Source organism: Bradyrhizobium sp. Ses1 (genome assembly GCF_059512365.1).
In genome coordinates this window covers 155,535-177,727 of the sequence record NZ_JCAMOQ010000012.1, presented here as the reverse complement: position 1 = coordinate 177,727, position 22,193 = coordinate 155,535, and the positions used below count along the sequence as shown (strand labels likewise).

Sequence of the window (22,193 nt, the reverse complement as noted above, 5' to 3'; positions counted from 1 at the left end):
ATTTGAGGCAGGGCAAACGCAAGCCAATGCGGCGAAGGCGGACATCATTGTAGCGAGACCAGCGTCCCGGCTGGCGTCCAGCCGCCGCCGAGCGCCTGAAACAGACTGGTCGCCGCCAATAATTTCGAGAGCCGCACCTGAACCAGCGTGATCTCCGCGGTGAAGAGCGTCTGTTCGGCCTGCAGGACCGTAATCAGATTGATCGTGCCGCCCCGCAACTGCTTTTCCGCCACATCGAATGCCGTTCGCGAACTCGCAACGACCTGCGCTTGCAGCCGCTCCTGGAGCGTGAACTTCTGCAACGCGATGAGCGCCTTCTCGACGTCGGAGAATGCCGACAGAACCGCTTTGCGATAGGCCTGCAGGTCCTGAAGCTGCACGCCTTTGGCCTGCTTCAACTGGCTCTCGAGCAGGAAGCCGTCGAAGATCGGCTGGGTGAGGCTGGCCGTGAGGGTGGAGAACGCCGCCCCCGGCGTGAACAGCGAGGCCAGCGCGCTGCTCTGGAACCCGCCGGTGCCGGTGAGTTGGATCTGCGGAAAGAAGGCCGCGCGAGCCTGCTCGACGCTGAAGTTCGATGCCGCAAGCAGCGCCTCCGCCTGGCGAATGTCCGGCCGTTGGTAAAGCAGTTCCGATGGCAGGCCGGGGGTTACCCGAGGCACTTTGATGCGGCTGGTCGATCCGCCCCGCACCGAGAAATTCGCCGGCGCTCGTCCAACAAGGACGGCGAGCGCGGCAATGTTCTGACCGATGGTGACTTCGAGAGGAGGAATCGCCGCCCGCTGCGTTCCTGTCAGCGCCTCCTGTTGCGAAACGTCGAGCTGCGAGGCTGTTCCGCCGGCAAACTGCGTCCTGATCAGCGCTAGGATTCGCTCGGCCGCTGCGAGGTTCTCGCGCGTCACCCGCAACTGGTCCTGCGCCGCCAGAATCTGGAAATACGTGTTGGCCACCGTGACGATCGCGGTCAGCGTGACCACCTCGCGATTATATCGGGAGGCTGTCGCGCTCTCTTCCGCTGCATGGAGCGCTGCCTGGTTCTTGCCCCAGAAGTCGAGCATGTAGCTCGCAGTGAGGCTGGTGCTGAATTGTGAGAAGTTCGAACTCCCGCCGCCGCGTCCGCCTCCGGTCCCGGTGACGCCCCCGCCAAGGTTGCTGCCGCTGCTGATGGCGCTGCTTGTGGAGCCGAAATGCGCGCGCTCGGCGCTGGCTGCTCCGGTCAGGGACGGCAATAGCGGCGAACCAGCCACGCCGACCTGGGCGTCGGCCTGCACGACCTGGGCGATCGCGACTGCAATGTCGAGATTGTTGATCTGCGTCGCGTCCATTAGTGACGTCAGTTCGCCGGAGCCGAAGCCGCGCCACCAGTCCAGGACCGGGAGCGCGGCGTCAGGACCCGCCGAACTTGCCGCGCGATATTTCTCCGGCACTTCGAGATTGAGCTCGGGCCGTTCCGATCCCAGGATGCAGCCGGACAGGCCGGGGCCGAACGCCAGTACGATCAACGCGGAAATCGCGCGGGTGCGACCGTCTCCCCACGGCAAGATCGCCCGGGCCAGACTTCGGTGTCGGACTCGTAGTACCGAGGATTTCGACATCTCACTCGCCTGGCTGCAGTGAGGGCTTGGGCAGGTTGGGAGGCGCGTTGCCCCTTCGACGTTGGCCCCAGAGCCGGAACCTGTCCAGATACAAATAGATCACAGGTGTCGAATAAAGTGTCAGCATCTGGCTCAGGATGAGACCGCCGACGATGGCGATGCCGAGCGGTTGGCGCAATTCGCCGCCTTCGCCCATTCCGACGGCAAGCGGCACCGCGCCGAGCAGTGCGGCCATGGTCGTCATCATGATCGGGCGGAACCGGAGCAGGCAGGCCTCGCGGATGGCATCGAGCGGATCGAGGCCGCGCTTGCGCTCGGCGTCAAGCGCAAAGTCGATCATCATGATCGCGTTCTTCTTCACGATGCCGATCAGCAGGATCACGCCGATCAGCGCCATGATGCTGAACTCGGTGCGGAACGCGATCAGCGCCAGCAGCGCGCCCACGCCGGCCGACGGCAGCGTCGAGAGGATGGTCAGGGGATGGATGTAGCTCTCGTAGAGCACGCCGAGCACGATGTAGATGGTCACCAAGGCGGCCAGGATGAGCAGCGGCTGATTGCTGAGCGAATCCTGGAAGACCTTTGCCGTGCCCTGGAAGGTGCCGCGGATCGTCGCGGGCACGCCGATCCGGTTCATGGTGGCCTCGATGGTGCTGACGGCGGTGCCGAGCGACACGTTGGGAGGCAGGTTGAAGGAGATCGTGTTGGCGACGAGAAGTCCCTGATGATTGACGGAGAGCGGTGTTGCGCCCCGACCGAAATGCGCGACCGCCGAAAGCGGAATCATCGTTTCGCTGCTGGTGCTGACCGCCGCGCCGGTCGAGGCCACGCCTTTGCCGGTCGACCCGATCGAATTGGTCGCAAGATTGCGCGCGGCCTGTGCGTTGGCCGAGTTGGCGGTAACAGATGTTCCCGGCGTCACTACTGTTCCCGCCACCGCGTTGGTTGCCTGCGAGCCGCCGACCGATCCGCCGGAGGTGCTGATGTAGACATCCTTGAGCGTCTCCGGATTCTGCCAGTAGCGCGGTGCTACCTCCATGATCACGTGATACTGGTTGCGCGCGACATAGATGGTCGAGACCTGGCGCTGGCCGAACGCGTCATAGAGCGTGTTGTCGATCTGGCTGACGGTGATCCCGAGCCGCGCCGCGGCGTCGCGATCGATGACCAGATTGGATTCGAGCCCCTTGTCCTGCTGATCGCTGTTGACGTCTGCGAGATTGGACTCGCGCTGCAGCGCCGCCGTGATCTTCGGGGTCCATTCGTTGAGCTCTTCCAGCGCCGGGCTCTGCAGCGTGTACTGGTACTGTGCGCTGGATAGCCGCCCGCCGACGCGGATGTCCTGCACCGACTGCAGAAACAGGGTTGCCCCGGGCACGGTGGCGAGCTCGCGCCGCAACCGCGCGATCACCTGGTCGGCGCCGACTTTGCGCTGCTCGAGCGGGCGCAGCGAGACGAAAACGAATCCGGAATTGGTCTGGTTGCTGCCGGTGAAGCCGACGACGGCGTCCACCGCGGGATCGTGCTTGATGATAGTGACGAACTGCGTCAGCTTCTGCTGCATCAACTGGAACGAAATGCTCTGGTCCGCCTGGATCGAGCCGACCAGCCGTCCGGTGTCCTGTTGAGGGAAGAAGCCCTTGGGGATCACGCCGTAGAGATAGAAGTTGAGCCCCAGCACTGCGGCGAGGATCAGCATCACGGATCTCGGGTGCGCGAGCGCGGCCGAGAGCGTCCGCCGATAGAAGCCGAGCATCGCTTCGAAGAAGCGCTCGCTGGCGCGATAGAGCCAGCCGTGGACCCGGTTGCTTTCCCGGCGCAGCAGCACCGAGCACATCATCGGCGTGGTCGCGAGCGAGACCGCAAGCGAGATCAGGATCGAGATCGAGATTGTCATCGCGAATTCGCGGAACAGCCGGCCGACGATGCCGCCCATCAAGAGGATCGGGATGAACACCGCGATCAGCGAGATGCTCATCGAAAGCACGGTGAAGCCGACCTCGCCCGAGCCCTTCAGCGCCGCCTCAAACGGCGACATCCCGTGCTCGATATAGCGGGTGACGTTTTCGAGCACGACGATGGCGTCGTCGACGACAAAGCCGGTCGCCACCGTCAGCGCCATCAGCGACAAATTATCGAGGCTGTAGCCGACGAGATACATGACGCCGAAGGTCGCGACCAGCGACACCGAGACCGCGACCACAGGGATCAACGTCGCGCGGGCGTTGCGGAGGAACGAGAACACCACGAGGATCACCAGCAGCACGGCTAGCACCAGGGTCCGCTCGACGTCATGCAGCGAGGTGCGGATGGTGGTCGAGCGGTCGACCGCCAGATCGATGTCGATCGCTGGCGAGACCGAAGCCTTGAGCTGGGGCATCAGCGCCTTGACCAGATCGACCGTGCTGATGATGTTGGCATTCGGCTGCCGGTACAGGATGATCAGGACGGCGGGCTTGCCGTTGGCGAGGCCGGCGTTGCGCAGGTTCTCCACGGAATCGGTGACCTCTCCGACATCGGAGAGATGCACGGCCGCGCCATTGCGATAGGCAATGACCATTGACTTGTAGTCGTCGGCCTTGTCGGCCTGGTCGTTGGCATAGATCTGGTAGCGCCGCTCGCCGACGTCGATCCCGCCCTTGGGGCTGTGCGCATTGGCGCTGGCGAGCGCGGCGCGCACGTCCTCGAGCCCGATGCCGTATTTGTAGAGCGCCTGCGGAACCAGGTCGACGCGCACCGCCGGCAGCGAGCTGCCGCCGACAATGACCTCGCCGATCCCCTCGACCTGCGAGAGCTTTTGCGCCAGCACGGTGGAGGCGGCGTCGTAGAGGTCGCCGCGAGTCAGCGTATCGGAGGTCAGCGTCAGGATCAGGATCGGCGCGTCGGCGGGATTGACCTTGCGGTAGGTCGGATTGCTGCGCAGGCTGGTCGGAAGGTCGGCGCGGGCGGCGTTGATCGCGGCCTGCACGTCGCGCGCCGCGCCGTTGATGTCGCGGTTCAGACCGAACTGCAGGGTGATGCGCGTCGAGCCCACTGTGCTTTGCGAGGTCATCTCGGTGACGTCGGCGATCTGGCCGAGATGGCGCTCGAGCGGGCTTGCGACCGTGGTCGCGACGTCCTCGGGGCTCGCGCCCGGCAGCGTCGCCTGCACCGAGATGGTCGGGAAGTCGACCTGCGGCAGCGGCGAGACCGGCAGCTTGAAGAACGCCACCACGCCCGCCGCCGCAAGCCCGAAGGTCAGCAGTGTGGTCGCAACCGGCCGGCGGATGAAGGGCGTTGACGGGTCCATGGCTCAGTGGGCTCCGCGTGTTTCGCGGGCACCGCCGGGTCCTCCGGCAAGCCGTACGGCGAGCCGGTCGAACCACAGATAGATCACCGGCGTCGTGAACAAGGTGAGCAACTGGCTGACCAGAAGGCCGCCGACGATGGAAATGCCGAGCGGGTGCCGCAGCTCCGATCCGGCACCGGTTCCGAGCATCAGCGGCAGCGCGCCGAGCACTGCGGCCATGGTCGTCATGATGATCGGCCGGAACCGCAGCAGGCACGCCTGGTAGATCGCCTCGCGCGGCGACCGGCCTTCGTTGCGTTCGGCATCGAGCGCGAAGTCGATCATCATGATCGCGTTCTTCTTGACGATGCCGATCAATAGAATGATGCCGATGATCGCGACGATCGTGAGGTCCTGCCCCGCCATCATCAACGCGAGCAATGCGCCGATCCCGGCCGAAGGCAGGGTCGAGAGAATCGTGAGCGGGTGGATGAAGCTCTCATAGAGCACGCCCAGCACGATATAGACCGTGACGATCGCGGCCAGGATCAGGAACAGTTGGTTCGAGAGCGAGGCTTGAAAGGCGAGCGCTGCGCCCTGGAAACTCGTGATGATGCCGAGCGGCTGACCGATGTCGATCTGCGCCTGCTTGACGGCGGCGACCGCCTCTCCCAGCGACGCGTCGGGCGCCAGGTTGAACGATATGGTGGCCGAGGGGAACTGGCCGAGATGCGAAACCTGCAACGGCGCGATGTCCTCGTGCATCTTGGCCAGCACCGGCAACGGCACCGGCGCGCCTCCGACCGAGGAGGGCAGGTAGATCGACGACAGCGATTGCAGGGAGGTCTGCAGCGTCGGATCGGCTTCCAGGATCACCCGGTACTGGTTTGAATTGGTGAACACCGTCGAGACGATGCGCTGGCCGAAGGAGTCGTAGAGCGCATTGTCGACGGTCGCGGGCGTGATCCCGAACCGCGCCGCCTGCTCGCGGTCGATGTCGACGAAGACCGCAAGTCCCTTGGCGGACATATCGGTCGAGACGTCGGTGAACGCGGGAAGCTGCCGCAATCTGTCGACGAGCTTCGGGGCCCATTCGGCGAGCTGGGCCGGGTCGGCGTCCTGCAGGATGAACTGATATTGCGCCTTGCTGACGGTGCCTTCGATGGTGAGGTCCTGCACCGGCTGCATATAGAGCGTGACGCCGGTCAGCGATGCCGTGCTGTCCTTGAGACGGCCCATGACGCTCGCGATATCGGATTTTCGCTGATCGTGCGGCTTCAGGTTGATCAGGATGCGGCCGCTGTTGAGCGTGGTGTTGGTGCCGTCGACGCCGATGAAGGAGGAAAGGCTCTCGACGTCGGGATCCCGGAGGATGACGTCGGCCAGTTGCTGCTGCCGCTCGGCCATCGCGGCGTATGAGACCGATTGCGGCGCCTCCGAAATCGCCTGAATGACGCCGGTGTCCTGCAGCGGGAAGAACCCCTTGGGGATCGCGACATAGAGCAGGGCGGTCAAGCCGAAGGTGGCGAGCGCCACCAGCAGCACCAGGGTCTGGCGGTCCAGCACCCAGTTCAGCATCCGGGCATAGATCGCGATGACATGATCGAAGCCTTCGCGGCTCAGGCGCTGGAGCAAATTCTCATGCGCCTCGCCTTCCGCCTTGAGCAGCTTGGCGCAGGCCATCGGAACCAGCGTCAAGGACACCACGGCGGATATCAGGATGGTGACCGACAGCGTGATGGCGAACTCGCGGAACAGGCGGCCGACCACGTCACCCATGAACAGCAGCGGAATCAGCACCGCGATCAGCGACACCGTCAGCGAGATGATCGTGAAGCCGATCTGCTCGGAACCGCGGAGCGCGGCCGCTAGCGGAGTTTCGCCGTCCTCGATGTAGCGGGAGATGTTCTCGATGACGACGATCGCGTCATCGACCACAAAGCCGGTGGCGATCGTGAGCGCCATCAGGGAGAGATTGTTGAGGCTGAAGCCGAACAGGTACATCGCCCCCAGGGTGCCGACCAGCGAGAGCGGCACGGAGAGGCTTGGGATCAGCGTCGCGCGCGGACTGCGCAGGAATACGAAGATCACCAGCACGACCAGCACGACTGCGAGCGAGAGCTCGTATTCCACGTCTCTGACCGAGGCGCGGATGGTCACGGTGCGGTCGGTCAGGATGTTCAGGTCGATGGCGGCAGGCAACGCCGCCTGCAACTGCGGCAACACCGCCTTGATCCCTTCGACCACCGAGATGACGTTGGCCCCGGGCTGGCGCTGGATGTTGAGGATGATCGCCGGCGTCGTATTCATCCAGGCGCCGAGCTTGTCGTTCTCGGCGCCGTCGATGACGTCGCCGATGTCGCTGAGACGGACCGGAGAGCCGTTCTTGTAGGCCACGATCAGGGATTTGTAGCCACCGGCACCGCGGATCTGGTCGTTGGCGTTGATGGTGTAGGAGCGCATCGCGCCGTCAAAATTGCCCTTGGGCGTGTTGACATTGGCACTGCCGAGGGTGGTGCGCAGGTCGTCGATATTGAGGCCATAGGCGGCAAGCTTGCGGATGTCGGCGCGGACGCGGACCGCCGGCCGCTGGCCGCCGCTGATGCTGACGAGGCCTACTCCCGGAAACTGCGAGATCTTCTGCGCCAGCCGGGTGTAGACGAAATCCTGGACCTGCGTCAGCGGCATGGTCTTCGACGTCAGGCCAAGGGTCAGGATCGGAGCGTCGGCCGGATTGACCTTGGCATAGATCGGTGGCGCCGGAAGATCTGATGGCAGCAGATTGCCGGCGGCATTGATCGCGGCCTGCACCTCCTGCTCGGCGACATCGAGCGAGATCGTCAATCCGAACTGTAGCGTGATGACCGAGGCGCCGGCCGAGCTGACTGAACTCATCTGGCTCAGGTTCGGCATCTGGCCGAACTGCACCTCCAGCGGGGCCGTGACGGACGACGTCATCACGTCAGGACTGGCGCCGGGATAGAAGGTCTGGACCTGGATCGTCGGGTAATCGACCTCGGGCAGGGCCGCGACGGGCAGGAAGCGGAACGCCAGCATCCCCGACAGCATGATGGCGATCATCAAGAGCGTTGTCGCCACCGGTCTGTGGATGAATGGCCGCGAGGGGTTCATTCGTGCCCACCCCCGGAGCGCCGCCCCTTGCCGTCCACTGCTTTCGAATCCGGCGGCTTGGCTGCAGCGGCCGACTCGCCCGCCCCCGTCGGAGGTCGAATGACGATCCTGGCGCCTTCCCGCAGCTTGTCGGCGCCATCGATCACGATGCGGTCGCCGGGAGAAAGTCCGGACTGAACCTCGACCCGGTCTCCTTCAGTGACGCCAAGCTTGACCGGGCGCACCGAGACCGTGCTGTCGCCGTTGACGAGATAGACGAAGGTGCCGGGCGTGCCGCGCTGGATGCCGGCCGTCGATATCGTCGTCACGTCCTTGTGGGTGTCCAGCAGGAGACGCACGTTGACGAACTGATTGGGATACAGCGTCCGCGCTTCGTTCGAGAATTGCGCGCGCAGCTTGATCGTGCCGGTGGTCGGATCGATCTGGCTGTCGAAGGTCTGCAGCGCCCCGCTGGCGAGCTTGTTGGTGCCGCTGCGATCGTAGGCCGCGGCCGGCAGCACCGCTCCCTCGCGGAGCCGCGTGGCGATCGCCTGAAGCTGGTCCTCCGGGAGTGTGAACAGGACGCTGATCGGCTGCAGTTGCGTGATCACCACGATGCCGGTGGCATCACCGGGGGTGACGTAGTTGCCCTGATCGACCTGCCGCAATCCGACGCGCCCATCCAGCGGCGACAGGATATGGCAATAGCGCAGGTTCACTTCGGCGGCCTGCACCGAGGCGCGGTCCGCTTCAACCGTGCCTTCGTTCTGCGCGACCAGGGCTATTTGCGTGTCGAGCTGTTGGTGCGGCACGGCGTTCTGCTTCGCCAGCCCCTGGTAGCGGGCAAGGTCGACCTGGGCCCCCTTCAGCATGGCTTGGTCGCGCGCAAGCTGTCCCTTGGCCTGGGCTAGCGCCGCTTCAAAGGGGCGGGAGTCGATCTCCGCGATCAAATCACCCTTCTTGACTTCATCGCCTTCCTTGAACGCGATGCGGGTCAGATATCCGCTGATCTGGCTTCTGATCGTGACGGTGGCGAGTGAAGAGACGGTGCCGAGCCCATTGAGGTTGATCCCGATATCGCCCTTGCCGACAGTCTCGGCGACAACAGACATCGGCGGGGCGGTTCGCTTGCCGGCTGCTTCCTGTGGCGTGCCTGCGGGCTTCGTCCACCAGACGATGCCGGCAGCCAGCGGGAGAATAACGGCGATCGCGAACCCAATGCGCCCGCGAGCCGGGCGCACGACTTTTTTCCCAGGCGCAATCGAAGGGGGGTCCGTCGACTTCCTTAGCTGCTGATCCATGGGTCACCTGCGAAAGCGCATGAACGAACCCGCGTGGGGCGCATGTCGCCGCAGCCCGGTTCCTGCAACATTCCAGGTCGACATATTGAACGATTAAGGGCCGGAAAGCCCATTAACATTCGGTAGGGAGGCTCAACAAAGGCTGATGGTTCCGCGCGTTCGGCGGCAATCGGCGGCTTCAGCCTAATTCTTGGCCAGATCGGCCTGCGAAGCCATTTAGGCCCGCCGCTCATAGCTCTCGGCAAGAACCTTGAGACGATCGGCGACTGCCTGGTCGCTCACGCTTTCGGCGACCCGGCGCAAGGTCTGCGCTGGGCTCGAATAATCCTTGCTCGGCATACTCAACTCCGCAACTCATGGTTTCAAACAGTCATGTAGGTACGCGTTGCACGATGCCGAATTCACAAAGTCGGGAGTGAGCGATCTGTATGAAGCGACGCAATCTGCATAGTGGCGGCCGGCGCCGTCTCATTCGGCCGGCGTTGCCTGGGGCTGGACGGGGGAGGTTGCCGCCTCCTTCTCGCCGAACAGCCAGATCTGCAGCCGGTCGAGATAGAGATAGACCACCGGCGTCGTGTACAGCGTGAGGATCTGCGACACCGCGAGGCCGCCGACAATGGCATAGCCGAGCGGCTGCCTGATCTCCGAGCCCGCGCCGGTGCCCACCATCATCGGCACGGCGCCGAGCATTGCCGCCATCGTGGTCATCAGGATCGGCCTGAACCGCTTGATGCAGGCCTGGTAGATCGCCTCTTCCGTGCTGAGTCCTTCATTGTGTTCGGCGTGGATCGCGAAGTCGACCAGCATGATGCCGTTCTTCTTGACGATGCCGATCAGCAGGATGAGGCCGACAATCGCGATCACGGTCAGATCGAAATGGGCCGCCATCAGCAACAGCAGCGCACCGACGCCGGCCGACGGCAGGGTCGAGATGATGGTGATCGGATGGATCGTGCTCTCATAGAGGATGCCGAGGATCAGGTAGATCACGAACAGCGAGGCGAGGATCAGGATCGGCGTGCTCGACAGCGAGGCGCCGAAGGCCTGGGCGTTGCCCTGGAAGCTGGTCTGCAGCGAGAGCGGTGGATTCAGCTCCTTCTTCACTGCATCAATGGTGCTCACGGCCTGGCCGATGGCGGCACCCGGCGCAAGGTTGAACGAGATCGTCACCGACGGGAACTGCCCCTGGTGATTGACGACGAGCGGCGAGACCTTCACGACCGAATCGACCAGCGTCGACAACGGCACCTGCTGCCCGCTCGAGGATTTCACATAGATGCCGTTGAGCGCATCGGGCGAATACTGGAACTTCGGATTGACCTCCATGACGACATGGTACTGCTGCAGCGTGGTGTAGATCGTCGAGACGATGCGCTGCCCGAACGCATCGTCCAGCGTGTTATCGATGGTGAAGGGCAGGATGCCGTAGCTCGAGGCGACTTCGCGCTTGATGGTGATGTCGAGCAGCGGCCCGGCATTGAGCTGGTCGGTGGTAACATCGGTGATCGAGGGGATCGTTCTGATCTTGTCGAGGAACAGGCCCGCCCAACGGGTGAGCTCGCCCGGATCGGCATCGTTCATCGTGTACTGGAATTGCGTCTTGTTCAGCCGGGCTCCGATCGTGATGTCCTGGGCGGGCTGCATGTACAGCGTGACGCCCTGGATCTTGGCGAGATTCGTCCGCAATCGCGCGATCACCTTGTCGATCGGATCACGCCGGTCGGCTGGCTTGAGCTGGATGTAGACGCGCCCGTCATTGACCGTGTAGACGCCGCCGCCGGCGCCCACCGCGGCCCCGACGGAAGCGACGGCGGGATCGCGCATGATGACGTCGAGCAGGGCTTGCTGGCGCTGGGCCATCGCCTTGAAGGAGATATCCTGCGACGCTTCCGACTGACCGAGGATCAGCCCGGTGTCCTGCTCCGGGAAGAAGCCCTTGGGAATGACAACGTAGAGATAGCCGGTCAGCGCGATGGTGCCGAGCATCACCATCAGCGTGATGAAGCGGTGACGCAGCACGATTCTGAGGCCCGCCTCATAGAGGTTGAGCAGCGCGTCGAATCCGCGTTCGGACAATCGATAGAGCCGGCCGTGCGAGTTGCTTTCGGGCTTGAGCAGATATGCGCACATCATCGGCGTCAGCGTGCGCGAGATCACCAGTGAGAGAACGAGCGCCACGCTCACCGTCATCGCGAACTCGCGGAACAACAGCCCGACATAGCCGCTCATCAGGAACAGCGGGATGAACACGGCGATGAGCGAGAAGGTGATCGCCATGACGGTGAAGCCGATCTCGCCGGATCCCTTCATCGCCGCGTCATAGGGCGAGAGCCCCTCCTCGATGTGACGCGTGATATTCTCGATCTCGACGACGGCGTCGTCGACCACGAAGCCGACCGCAATCGACAGCGCCATCAACGACAGATTGTCGAGGCTGTAGCCCATTTCGTACAGGATCGCGAAAGTGCCGACCAGCGACAGCGGCACGGTGACGGCCGGGATAATGGTGGCCCAGAAACTGCGCAGGAAGATGAAGATCACCATGACGACGAGCCCGATCGTCAACAGCAGCGTGAACTGCACGTCGGCGATCGATGCGCGGATGGTATCGGTGCGGTCGGAAATGACGTTGATCTTGATGCCCGCGGGAATCGAGGCCTGCAGCACCGGCATCATCGCCTTGATGCGCGCGACCGTGTCGATGACATTGGCGCCGGGCTGACGCTGGATCGCCAGGAGGATCGCCCTCTGATTGTTGTACCAGCCGGCGATCAGGTCGTTTTCCGGCGCGCTGATCGCGCGTCCGATGTCACGGATGCGGACCGGAGATCCATTGCGATAGGCAACCACGAGGTCGGCATATTGGTCGGGCTTGAACAGTTGATCATTGGTGTTGAGCGTGTAGGTCTGGCGCGGGCTGTTGAGCGTGCCCTTCGCCAGATCGACATTGGCCTGGCCCAGCACTGTCCGCAGATCCTCCAGATTGATGCCGCGGGCGGCCAATGCCTCCGGGTCGACCTGGATGCGGACGGAGGGCTTCTGCTGGCCGCCGACGCCGACGAGACCGACGCCGGAGATCTGCGAAATCTTCTGCAGCAGGATGTTCTCGGAATAGGCATCCACCGTGGTCAGCGGCAGGCTGTCCGAGGTGATGCCGAGCACCAGGATCGGTGTGTCGGCCGGGTTGACCTTGCGGATCGTCGGCGGATACGGCAGGCCTGTCGGCAGATAAGGGGAAGCGGCGTTGATGGCCGACAGCGTGTCGCTCACCGCACCGTCGATCTGGCGGCTGAGATCGAACTGCAGCGTGATCTGGCTGTAGCCCAGCGCACTCGCCGACGTCATCTGGGTGAGGCCCGGGATTTCGCCGAATTGCAGCTCGAGCGGCGATGCCACCGAGGACGCCATGGTCTGCGGATCGGCGCCCGGCAACTGCGCGGTTACCGTCAGCGTGGGATAGTTGACGTTCGGCAGCGCCGCCACCGGCATCAGCGGATAGGCGACCAGCCCAGCTACGAACAAGCCCACCATGAGCAGCGCGGTCGCGATCGGCCGTCGGATGAACGGTGCGGAAATATTCATGGGATTGGCGTCTGCATTGCGTCCTGCGCGGCGGCTTCCTCGGCCGCCTTGCCATGGAGCGCGATCACATGTGTGCCCGGCTGCAGCTTGTATTGGCCGTCGACCACCACCCGCTCATTTGCCGAGAGTCCGGAATCGATCAGCGCCTGTCCGTCGCTGATTTGCGCCACCTTGACCTGGCGGATCGCAACGGTGTTGTCGGGATTGACGACCCACGCATAGGTTCCGTTCGGACCTTGCTGGATCACCGCCGCAGGCACAGTGAGGCCGTTGTGTCTCGTGTCGAGCAGCAATCGCGCGTTGACCAGCTCGCCCGGCCAGAGCTTGTTCTCCTTGTTGGAGAAATTGGCCTTGAGCTGAATCGAGCCCGTGGTCTGCAGAATCTCGTTGTTGACGAGGCCAAGCTGGCCCTGGCCGAGCTCGATCGTGTCGTCCTGGTTATAGGCGAGGACGGTCAGCGGCGCCTTGGTGATTTGCTGCTGCTTCTGAATTTGCGGCAGGACCGTCTCCGGAAGTGTGAAGATCAGCGAAATCGGATCGAGCTGGGTCACCACGCAGAGGCCGTTCGTGCTCGATGGGCTGATGATGTTGCCGACGTCGATCTGGCGGATCCCGACCACGCCGTCGATCGGTGAGGTCAGGCGCGTGAAGCTGAGCTGCACCTTCGCGGCCTCGATCAGCGCCTTGTCGGTTGTGATCGCGCCGTCCAACTGCCCGACTTGCGCCTTCTGGGTTTCGATCAGTTGCGGTGTCGCCCAGCCTTTGGCCCCCAACTGGGTGTAACGGACGAGGTTGGCATTGGCGTTGGCGAGCTGTGCCTGATCGCGTTCCAGTGCTCCGGTGTACTGATCGATTAGCGCCTGATAGGGGCGCGGATCGATCTGCGCCAGCAGGTCGCCGGCATGCACATGCTGGCCTTCGGTGAAGTTGATGGTGAAGATCTGCCCCTGGATCTGGGCGCGCACCACGTCGGTGTTGTAGGCGATCACGGTGCCGACGCCGGTCAGATAGATCGGCACGTCGTGCTGGCTGACCGTTCCGGCGACGATCGGCACCGGGGACGGCCGCGCCGGCGCTGCGGCGGCCGTCTCGAACGGGAAGTCATGCATAGCGTAGAGCAGAGCGCCGGTCGCCACTGCGGCGGTCAGCATGACGGCACCGACAACGATCTTCTTTTTCATGGTCTGGGTTTCGCTGAGAGATGTGTTAGCAACCCGGAATAGCTGCCGATGACGTGACACTGCCCGCAGTGAGGATTGAGCAGGCACTGCCTGCCATCGTGGAGGTGGAGGCGGTTGGAGCGGGAGTGAGAACCGTCGGCACGGTCGGGAGGGCCGCAACCGGTCCAACGACGCCTGGAAGGAGCGATACGCCGGGTGTCGGCACCGGCGCCGCCGAGCTGACGCCGAGGTTGCCGATCTCGGTCGAGTCGAGGGGAATGCCGGTTCGATTGACACCGCCCATTGTCGTGGGTGAGGTCGATGACGGTGTCGATGATGCAATGACGCTCGTCGAGCCCGAGCCGCACATCCCCGACGTTCCCGATGTGTCGATGATGCCGGATGCTGTCGCCATGCCCGAGCTCTCCAGCGTGCCTGACGTCGTCGACACGCCCGATGTCGGTGAAATCACTGGCGATAGGCCCGGTGTCGCGGCCGTATTGCCCGCCATGGCCGCGGTTGCAGGCGCGGTCGATCCGACCGCCATTCCGGCGCCGTCGAAGGTGGCGGTCGATCCGAACATTTGGGTCGGCGCTGTCCCAACTGTCGAGCAAACTGTGCCGCTGCTTGGAATGGCGATCGTGCCCGTCGCGGGAGCCGCGAGCGGACTGACTCCCGGCGATGAGAGCTCGGTCGCGCCCAACGGAATTCCCGTTGGCGAGACCGGCGAGCCCGCGCTGCCTAGCGGAGAGGTTGCGTCAAGCGTCGGAGTCGGGGTCGCCGCACCGGTCACTTGCGCGACAGCGGCGTTCGCTGTGAATAATGCAGAAAGAAGGGCGGTCGCCAGGATCGCTGTCAATCGTCTCATCATGACACTTCCTCTCCGTGAATGAAGCGCCCCGCCTCGAATGCACCAGCCGAACCAGCCGGCCGGGTTCTCCGACGCGTTGAACGTAGGCGCGTTCGGCGGCGCATCCACTAAATTCGTCTTTAGGAATGCAGTGAGATATCACTTGGGATTTTCTTTGCGCAGCGCTGCGCGGAGCGCAGCAATAGCGCAGCGCTAATCCACGGATGCGCGCATGCGCAGGACAGCGGGATTTGAATCTACGATACTACCAATAAAAAAAGCGGCCGGGACCGCACAAGCGGTCCGGCCTCTTCAGTTTCGACCGTCAGCTCGACTGACAGGACACTCGTTCAACAGTGGTCCGAAGCGACCGGATCAATAATAGCCGTAGCCGTAATAGCCATAGCCGGTGCCGGGTTCACAGGGAACGTTGCCGTCGGTCCAGGGCTGCGAGGCAAACGCGCCTACCCGCGGGGCGGGAACGCAGCCCGGTCCGCCGACATAGACCTGCTCCGGCGCCACAACGGCAGCGGCATTAGCACGCAGAGCGTGGCGCGTGTGTTCGCGAGCCATCGCGGGAGTTGCAAGCGTCGCCGCAGCGACCAGCGCGATCGACAAGAGCTTGATTGCAGACATGGGTATTCTCCATCAGGAAGCGGAGCCAATGGAGCGTGGCTCCCCTTTCGAAGTGCGGATCGCGACACCCTGTTTAAAGAGCGCGTCTTCTCACGTTCTCTCAATGCCGCGTGAGCGCATTCGTGCGCAGGTTGCAGGCGGGAGCTGCCCGCTCACAACGACGTTACACAACTCAGAGCATGATCCGGACCCGGAGGGCCGCGTTAGCGCAAAGCGGGATACAGGTTCTCCGAAAAGATCATGCTCAAACAAGAAGATAGAGCGCGATGATGCTTCGAGGAAAAATCATCCCGCGCCAGCAGCTTGGTTTCAGTTGAAGCTAGACGGCCGTCGAAAGCGTGCGCATTTCGGCCTGCCACGGTGCTATCGCATGTTGCCCGGTGGCGATCGTCACGACTTCGTTCCAGCGTGACAGGAAGGCCTCGATGCAGGCAGGATCGAATTGGCGCGCCTTGTTGTCTTCGAGGTAACGACGCGCCTCCGCAAGCGGCATTGGATCCTTGTAGGGACGCTTCATTGTGAGCGCATCGAAGACGTCGGCGACGGCGACGACGCGGGCCGCGATCGGAATGTCGGTTTCCCTGAGCCCGTTGGGATAGCCGCTGCCGTCCCAGCGTTCGTGATGAGCTGCAGCGATCTCGGCTCCAAGCTGGATCAGCTCGCAATGGCTGTCGGCGAGAATGCGTCCGCCGATCACGGCGTGGGTGCGTATGATCGCGATCTCCTCCGCATTCAGCCGGCCGGGCTTGAGCAGAATGCTGTCGGGTATCGCGACCTTGCCGACGTCGTGCAGGGGGGCCGCAAGATAGATGTCGCGGATGAGCCGCGGCGGCAGGCCGAGTTCTTCGGCGATGATGCGGCTGTATTTCGCTACCCGAAGCGTGTGCTCGCCGGTATCGTTATCGCGGTATTCGACGGCGAGCGCCAGACGAAGGATGATCTCCTCCTCGCGCTCCTGCAGCTTCTGCGTGGCGCTGGCAACTTCCCGGACGAGATCGGCTGCGCGGTCGTTCAGTTGCCGAACGGCAATGCCGAGCCGGATGAGATTTCTCAGCCGGACCCTGGTCTCCAGAGTTTGCGGATGTTTCGGCAGGAAATCGGTGGCGCCGGCCTCGAGCGCCTGCATGCGCACGTCGTCCGTCTGTACCGAGGTGATCATCACGATCGGAATATTGCCGAAGTTCTCGATCGCACGGAGTTCGCGGATGAATGTGACGCCGTCCATTCTCGGCATCTCATAGTCAACGAGGACGATGTCATATTGGCGCTGCATCGCCGATGTCATCGCCTGCAGCGGACAGGTGTACGCCGTGACCTGCACGGTACCGTCGGCTTCCAGGAGCCGCGTGAGGAAGTCGAGGACAGAACGGCTGTCGTCAACGAGAAGCGCTTGTGTAAGCATCTGACGTCCTGGTACGCACGGTCGGTTGTACGAGACCAAGAGCTACTGTGCAGGCTCTTAACGTCGACCTAAGCCTGACAATCGCCGATTGCATGGCTTTTTTGATGCGCGTGAATGCAGGCGCGAATCCTACCAGGCTACCCGTCGAATCCCGCGCACCGTAATCCTACGGTCATCTTGCATGGAATCGCGGTTGATTAACATCTTAATCACCATCTCTGCCGATACTTCGGCCGAAAGAGATTCGCATTCCGGCTAAAGCGAATTTCTGGGAATGCGGGGGCGGTGAATGGCTGACGTGACAGAGTCCAAACGGTGGCTGCAGTTGCCACCGGACTGCAGCATCGCGTCGATCCGCCAAGTCTACGACACGATCCGCGAGGCCTTCAGCCGCAATGATCGGCTCGAGATCGACTGCTCCGCTGTCGACAAGGCCGACGTCACCTCGATCCAGCTTTTGCTTTCCACCGCGGAGACCGGCAAGGCGCAGGGCCGCCCGGTCGTCCTGACTGCATTCTCGCAAAGCCTCCGCAATACCCTTCGCCGCGCAGGCTTCTCCAGCGATGCGATGATCGACCAACATTTTCACAACAAGGATGGCGCGTGATGGCTACGGTCCTGACGGTCGATGATTCCCCCAGCATCCGCCAGATGATCAAGGTCGTGCTCGAGCCGGCCGGTCACAACGTGATCGAGGCGGGCGACGGCGCGCAGGGCCTGGCGAAGGCGCAGGCGGGCAAGCTTGATCTCGTGATCACCGACCTCAACATGCCCGTCATGAACGGCCTCGAACTGATAAGGGCCCTGCGCAAGCTGCCGTCGCAGGTCGGCCTGCCGATCGTTTTCCTCACCACCGAGTCCAACGACGCGGTGAAGCAGGAAGCCAAGAGCGCCGGCGCCACCGGATGGATCACCAAGCCCTTCAAGCCTGAGCAATTGCTCGCGGTGGTTAACAAGCTGGTGCGGTCATGAGCAGCATGGACCCGACGGAGATATTCCGTCAGGAGGCGAGCGAGCTTTTCGAAACGCTCGAAGGCGCCCTGCTTGATCTTGGCCTGCGTCCCGATGACCGCGAGCTGGTCGACTCGGCGTTTCGCGCCCTGCATACCATCAAGGGCTCCGGCGCGATGTTCGGCTTCGACAAGGTCGCCGCGTTCACCCACGAATTCGAGACCGCCTTCGAGCTGGTCCGCAAAGGCGAGATCAAGCCGACCCAGGAGCTGATCGCGGTCGCGCTGGCTGCAAAGGATTACATCCGCGCCCTGATCGAAGCGCCTGACAGCGCCGATTCGATCATCGGCGACGCCATCCTGGATGATCTGAAGCGTTTCGTTTCACCTGTCGAGCAGGTCCTGCCGGTCGAGTCTGAGATCGACACCCCGCCGGCAAGCGAGAGCCGACCGGCGGGCTGGCAACTGCGCCTCGAATTCGAGTCACATATTCTCCGCAACGGCTCCAATCCGCTCGACCTCCTGGATGATCTCTGCAAGCTCGGTCCCTGCTTCGTCGTGCCGGTCACCGATGGCGTGCCGCTATTGGACGAGCTGGAGCCCGAGGACTGCTACCTGAAATGGGACGTCACGCTGCATAGCGGTTGCGACAAGGACGCTATCGACGACGTCTTCATGTTCGTGCAGGACGAGATGAAGCTGACGCTGGTGCCGCTGGCGCAGGTCGAGCGCGCGGCGCCGACGTTCGCAATGGCGGAAGCCGAGCCGGTGGCTCCTCCGGTTCCGGCCCCGGCGCCGACCGCTTCCTCGGTCCCCGCTGCGGCGGAGCCGGCGACGCCGCCGGAACGGAAGCGCGACGAGCCGAAGCGCGCGGAAGAGCGCGGCATCGCCACCGTCCGCGTCCAGGCCGAACGGCTCGATGAGTTGATGGACCGGGTCGGAGAGCTCGTCATCGCCCAGGCGCGGCTCAGCCAGTTGGCCGCAGCCGGCTCCGATCTCTCGATCAAGATGATCGCCGAGGAAATCGAGCGGCTGGCGGGAAGCCTGCGCGACACCACGATGGGCGCGCGGATGGTGCCGATCGGCTCCCTGTTCGGCCGCTTCCGAAGGTTGGTCCACGATCTGTCCCGCGACCTCGGCAAGCCGGTCGAATTCGTCACCTCGGGCGAGGATACCGAGCTCGACAAGACCATGATTGAATGTCTTGCCGATCCGCTCGTGCACCTGATCCGCAATGCGGTCGACCACGGCATCGAGGATTCCGCAACGCGCGCGGCGGCCGGCAAGACCGAGCAGGGGCGGATCGAGCTGCAGGCCGTCCATTCCGGCGCACAGGTTCTCGTCACCGTCAAGGACAATGGCGGCGGGCTCAACACCGCGCGCATCCGCGCCAAGGCGGAAGAGCAGGGGCTGATCGCGCCCGGTGCCGCGATGTCGGATCATGAGATCCATCAATTCCTGTTCCATCCGGGGTTCTCGACCGCCCAGACCATCTCCGCGCTGTCCGGCCGCGGTGTCGGCATGGACGTGGTCAAGCGCACCATCGAGAATATGCGCGGCTCGATCGATCTGTCGACAAAGACCGGCGAGGGAACGAATGTCACGCTGCGCCTGCCGCTGACGCTTGCGATCATCGAGGGATTGCTGATCCGGGTCGGCGAGGGCCGCTACATCATTCCGCTCCCGGCGGTCGAGGAGTGCGTCGAGCTCACGGCGGACGACGAGCGTTCGCGTGGGCGCAATTTCCTCAACGTGCGCGGCAATCTCGTGCCCTTCCTGCGGCTCCGCGACATTCTCGACGTGTCGGGTATGCCCGGACAGCATCAGAAGACGATCATCATCTCGACCGGCGAGACGCGCGTCGGGCTGGTTGCCGACCAGATCATCGGCAATCATCAGACCGTCATCAAGTCGCTTTCGAAACTGCATTCCGACGTCACGATCTTTTCCGGCGCGACCATCCTCGGTGACGGCACGGCCGCGCTTATTCTCGACGTGGCGCAACTCGTCGCGCTGGCGCAGTCGCGAGCGGAAAAGCAGCAGATGAGCGAGGCGGCATAGATGGCGAAAGATCCGCAGCAGGGCGCCGGGACCGTCGAGGACGGTTCGATGCAGGTGGTCATGATCGGGCTCGGCGACGAGAAATTCGCGCTCGATGCCGGCCTGGTGCGCGAGATCATCGATCCGGTTCCCGCGACGAAAGTGGCCGGCTCGCGCTCGTTCGTGCCCAGCGTGATCAATGTGCGCGGCAATGTCATTCCGCTGGCCGACCTGCGCATCCGTTTCGGGATGCCGCAGACCGAAGCCTCCACGGAGACACGGATCGTCGTGATCGAGGTCGGCATCGACAACGAGCCGGTCCTGGTCGGCGTCACCGCCGACAAGGTCTACGAGGTCACCGAGATCTCGCGGACCGACGTGCAGCAGACGCCGCGCGTCGGCATGCATTGGAAGCCGGAGTTCATCCGCTTCATCACCAAGTGGCGTGAAGAGTTCGTCATCGTACCGAATATGGAACGTATCCTGAATTGAGGACGTCTCGGGGGCGAGACTTGAGGGGCTGAAAATGAGATTTACTGTCAAGGCGAAGTTGGCCTGTGCCTTCGGCGCGATCATCCTGCTGTCCGCGGTGAGCGGCGCCGTGGCCTATATGAAGCTCAACGACATGGTGGAGACGACGGACAGCCTTGTCGCCCGCGCCGGCCGGATGGAAAAGGCAGCCGAGCTCGAGAAGGATGTCCTGTTTCAGGTCCGGGCCGAGAAGAACGCGATCCTGGTGCCCGAAGGCGACATGGACCGGTTCTTGTCCGAGATCGACAGGACCCGTGGATCCACCTTGAAGCTCAAGGACGAGATTCAGTCCGGCGCGAGCGAACAGGGCAAGCGGCTGATCGAGAACTTCAGCACCGCCTACGCCAAGATGAATTCGGTGCAGGACGAGGCGCTCAAACTCGCAAGAACCGACAAGGCCAAGGCCGCCGAGCGATCGATGATCGTTGTCCGCCAGGCGGTTGTTGAGTCCATGGAGGCGGCCGATGCCTATATCGGCTACGCGAAGAAAGCCATGGCTATGCAGGCCGAGCAGGCCAAGGAAGAAGGCCGCCGCGCGACCGTCATGCTGGCAAGCCTGGTTATCGCGTCGCTTGTTGTCGGGCTCGGTGCGGCGCTCTGGATCGCATTCAGCATCGGCCGCTCGCTGGGACGTGCAGTCGGTCTGGCGGGCGCAGTCGCCGATGGCGATCTCAGCCAGAAAATCGACGTAGTCAGCAACGACGAGATCGGAGATCTCGTCAAGTCGCTGAACGTGATGGTCGAGAAACTGCGGCAGATCGTGTCGGAAGCCCTGACCGCGGCGCAGAACGTCTCGGCCGGCAGCCAGGAGCTTTCGGCCAGCGCCGAGCAGCTCTCGCAGGGCGCGACCGAGCAGGCGTCCTCGGCTGAAGAAGCCTCCTCCTCGATGGAGGAGATGGCCTCCAATGTGAAGCAGAACGCCGACAACGCCAACCAGACCGAGAAGATCGCGGCGCAATCGGCCAAGGATGCCGAGGCCAGCGGCGCCGCAGTCGGCCGCGCCGTCGAAGCGATGCAGACGATCGCCGAAAAGATCACGATCGTGCAGGAGATCGCGCGGCAGACCGATCTGTTGGCCCTGAACGCCGCGGTCGAGGCCGCGCGCGCCGGCGAGCATGGCAAAGGCTTTGCAGTGGTCGCTTCCGAAGTGCGCAAGCTCGCCGAACGCAGCCAGGCGGCCGCCGCCGAGATCGGCACGCTGTCAACGGAGAGCGTGAAGGTCGCGCAAGAGGCGGGCAGCATGCTCGCGAAGCTCGTGCCCGATATCAAGAAAACCGCGGACCTGGTCCAGGAAATCACGGCGGCCTGCCGCGAGCAGGATGTCGGTTCGGCGCAGATCAACCAGGCGATCCAGCAGCTCGACAAGGTCGGCCAGCAGAACGCCAGCGCATCCGAGCAGGTCTCCTCGACCTCGGAAGAGCTTGCCTCCCAGGCCGAGCAGTTGCAGTCGACGATCGCCTTCTTCCGCATCGACCAGGGTCGCAAGGCCGCCGCCGCGCCGATCGACAAGGCGGTCAGCCAACTGCGCGCGAAGGCTGCGACAATGGCGGCCGTCGATCGCGGCGCAAGGAAGCCGCCGGCCGCCGCGGCGAAGCCGCAGGGCCGTCGCGCCCTCAAGGTTGCCAATGGCGGCGGCTTCGCTTTCGAGCTGGATGAAGACGGGGACGACCGCGACGCTGATTTTCAGCGCTGAGGAGTGAAGCGTTGGTGGGCTGGCAGGTTGGATTGATTGCGGTCCGACCAACAATTCGAGCATTCTCTTGGGGGCTG

15 protein-coding genes are annotated in these 22,193 nt (G+C 63.6%); 6 read left to right on the top strand and 9 right to left on the bottom strand.

Going from position 1 to position 22,193, the window contains the following annotated elements; genetic code table 11:
• Nucleotides 1–44 precede the first annotated feature (44 nt).
• The 7 genes from AC5ZG5_RS16960 to AC5ZG5_RS16930 all read right to left on the bottom strand — a co-directional run bounded on the left by AC5ZG5_RS16960 (nt 45) and on the right by AC5ZG5_RS16930 (nt 14,035).
• Nucleotides 45–1,592 (bottom strand): efflux transporter outer membrane subunit, encoded by a 1,548-nt coding sequence (locus AC5ZG5_RS16960; RefSeq protein WP_456642831.1) that lies wholly within the window; start codon nt 1,590–1,592, stop codon nt 45–47.
• Nucleotide 1,593: 1 nt separating this feature from the next.
• Nucleotides 1,594–4,881 (bottom strand): efflux RND transporter permease subunit, encoded by a 3,288-nt coding sequence (locus AC5ZG5_RS16955; RefSeq protein ID WP_456642832.1) that lies wholly within the window; start codon nt 4,879–4,881, stop codon nt 1,594–1,596.
• A 3-nt stretch (nt 4,882–4,884) separates the two neighbouring features.
• Nucleotides 4,885–7,992: an MdtB/MuxB family multidrug efflux RND transporter permease subunit gene (locus AC5ZG5_RS16950; RefSeq protein ID WP_456642833.1), complete on the bottom strand. Its 3,108-nt coding sequence runs from the start codon at nt 7,990–7,992 to the stop codon at nt 4,885–4,887.
• The gene (locus AC5ZG5_RS16945; protein WP_456642834.1) at nt 7,989–9,212 is read right to left on the bottom strand and encodes an MdtA/MuxA family multidrug efflux RND transporter periplasmic adaptor subunit; all 1,224 of its coding nucleotides are present in this window, start codon (nt 9,210–9,212) and stop codon (nt 7,989–7,991) included. Before AC5ZG5_RS16945 ends, AC5ZG5_RS16950 begins: the two co-directional genes overlap by 4 nt.
• Nucleotides 9,213–9,488: 276 nt before the next feature.
• The gene (locus tag AC5ZG5_RS16940; RefSeq protein WP_456642835.1) at nt 9,489–9,611 is read right to left on the bottom strand and encodes a hypothetical protein; all 123 of its coding nucleotides are present in this window, start codon (nt 9,609–9,611) and stop codon (nt 9,489–9,491) included.
• Between the two features lie 129 nt (nt 9,612–9,740).
• Nucleotides 9,741–12,854 carry an efflux RND transporter permease subunit gene (locus tag AC5ZG5_RS16935; RefSeq protein WP_456642836.1) on the bottom strand — a complete coding sequence of 1,038 codons (3,114 nt, stop codon included), beginning with the start codon at nt 12,852–12,854 and terminating at the stop codon, nt 9,741–9,743.
• On the bottom strand, nt 12,851–14,035 hold the full coding sequence (locus AC5ZG5_RS16930; RefSeq protein ID WP_456642837.1) for an efflux RND transporter periplasmic adaptor subunit: 1,185 nt from the start codon (nt 14,033–14,035) through the stop codon (nt 12,851–12,853). Before AC5ZG5_RS16930 ends, AC5ZG5_RS16935 begins: the two co-directional genes overlap by 4 nt.
• Before the next feature lie 125 nt (nt 14,036–14,160).
• Between AC5ZG5_RS16930 and AC5ZG5_RS16925 the strand changes: the two genes are divergently transcribed.
• Nucleotides 14,161–14,907 (top strand): hypothetical protein, encoded by a 747-nt coding sequence (locus AC5ZG5_RS16925; protein ID WP_456642838.1) that lies wholly within the window; start codon nt 14,161–14,163, stop codon nt 14,905–14,907.
• Between the two features lie 332 nt (nt 14,908–15,239).
• Here the strand turns inward: AC5ZG5_RS16925 and AC5ZG5_RS16920 are convergent, their stop codons facing one another.
• Both AC5ZG5_RS16920 and AC5ZG5_RS16915 read right to left on the bottom strand, forming a co-directional pair.
• Complete coding sequence (locus AC5ZG5_RS16920) at nt 15,240–15,500, bottom strand: hypothetical protein (protein ID WP_456642839.1); 261 nt, start codon at nt 15,498–15,500, stop codon at nt 15,240–15,242.
• 319 nt (nt 15,501–15,819) lie between these two features.
• Nucleotides 15,820–16,902, bottom strand: coding sequence for an HD domain-containing phosphohydrolase (locus tag AC5ZG5_RS16915; protein WP_456642840.1), 1,083 nt, complete (start codon nt 16,900–16,902; stop codon nt 15,820–15,822).
• Between the two features lie 289 nt (nt 16,903–17,191).
• Here AC5ZG5_RS16915 and AC5ZG5_RS16910 point away from each other — a divergent pair, with 289 nt between their 5' ends.
• Genes AC5ZG5_RS16910 through AC5ZG5_RS16890 form a run of 5 tightly spaced genes read left to right on the top strand, consistent with a single transcriptional unit; the run spans nt 17,192 to nt 22,116 of the window.
• Nucleotides 17,192–17,509, top strand: a complete 318-nt coding sequence (locus tag AC5ZG5_RS16910) for an STAS domain-containing protein (protein WP_028167213.1) — start codon at nt 17,192–17,194, stop codon at nt 17,507–17,509.
• Nucleotides 17,509–17,874, top strand: coding sequence for a response regulator (locus AC5ZG5_RS16905; protein WP_027580048.1), 366 nt, complete (start codon nt 17,509–17,511; stop codon nt 17,872–17,874). The genes AC5ZG5_RS16910 and AC5ZG5_RS16905 overlap by 1 nt, the downstream gene beginning before the upstream one ends.
• Nucleotides 17,871–19,913, top strand: a complete 2,043-nt coding sequence (locus AC5ZG5_RS16900) for a chemotaxis protein CheA (RefSeq protein WP_456642841.1) — start codon at nt 17,871–17,873, stop codon at nt 19,911–19,913. Before AC5ZG5_RS16905 ends, AC5ZG5_RS16900 begins: the two co-directional genes overlap by 4 nt.
• A complete protein-coding gene (locus tag AC5ZG5_RS16895) occupies nt 19,914–20,384 on the top strand; it encodes a chemotaxis protein CheW (RefSeq protein WP_456642842.1) in 471 nt (156 codons plus the stop codon).
• Nucleotides 20,385–20,418: 34 nt separating this feature from the next.
• Nucleotides 20,419–22,116: a methyl-accepting chemotaxis protein gene (locus tag AC5ZG5_RS16890; protein WP_456642843.1), complete on the top strand. Its 1,698-nt coding sequence runs from the start codon at nt 20,419–20,421 to the stop codon at nt 22,114–22,116.
• The last annotated feature ends 77 nt before the right edge of the window (nt 22,117–22,193 follow it).

Bases quoted from the DNA above. Each gene is read 5' to 3' on its own strand.
- AC5ZG5_RS16960 (WP_456642831.1), bottom strand. From the start codon at position 1,592: ATGTCGAAATCCTCGGTACTACGAGTCCGACACCGAAGTCTGGCCCGG.
- AC5ZG5_RS16955 (WP_456642832.1), bottom strand. From the start codon at position 4,881: ATGGACCCGTCAACGCCCTTCATCCGCCGGCCGGTTGCGACCACACTG.
- AC5ZG5_RS16950 (WP_456642833.1), bottom strand. From the start codon at position 7,992: ATGAACCCCTCGCGGCCATTCATCCACAGACCGGTGGCGACAACGCTC.
- AC5ZG5_RS16940 (WP_456642835.1), bottom strand. From the start codon at position 9,611: ATGCCGAGCAAGGATTATTCGAGCCCAGCGCAGACCTTGCGCCGGGTC.
- AC5ZG5_RS16935 (WP_456642836.1), bottom strand. From the start codon at position 12,854: ATGAATATTTCCGCACCGTTCATCCGACGGCCGATCGCGACCGCGCTG.
- AC5ZG5_RS16930 (WP_456642837.1), bottom strand. From the start codon at position 14,035: ATGAAAAAGAAGATCGTTGTCGGTGCCGTCATGCTGACCGCCGCAGTG.
- AC5ZG5_RS16920 (WP_456642839.1), bottom strand. From the start codon at position 15,500: ATGTCTGCAATCAAGCTCTTGTCGATCGCGCTGGTCGCTGCGGCGACG.
- AC5ZG5_RS16915 (WP_456642840.1), bottom strand. From the start codon at position 16,902: ATGCTTACACAAGCGCTTCTCGTTGACGACAGCCGTTCTGTCCTCGAC.
- AC5ZG5_RS16910 (WP_028167213.1), top strand. From the start codon at position 17,192: ATGGCTGACGTGACAGAGTCCAAACGGTGGCTGCAGTTGCCACCGGAC.
- AC5ZG5_RS16905 (WP_027580048.1), top strand. From the start codon at position 17,509: ATGGCTACGGTCCTGACGGTCGATGATTCCCCCAGCATCCGCCAGATG.
- AC5ZG5_RS16900 (WP_456642841.1), top strand. From the start codon at position 17,871: ATGAGCAGCATGGACCCGACGGAGATATTCCGTCAGGAGGCGAGCGAG.
- AC5ZG5_RS16895 (WP_456642842.1), top strand. From the start codon at position 19,914: ATGGCGAAAGATCCGCAGCAGGGCGCCGGGACCGTCGAGGACGGTTCG.
- AC5ZG5_RS16890 (WP_456642843.1), top strand. From the start codon at position 20,419: ATGAGATTTACTGTCAAGGCGAAGTTGGCCTGTGCCTTCGGCGCGATC.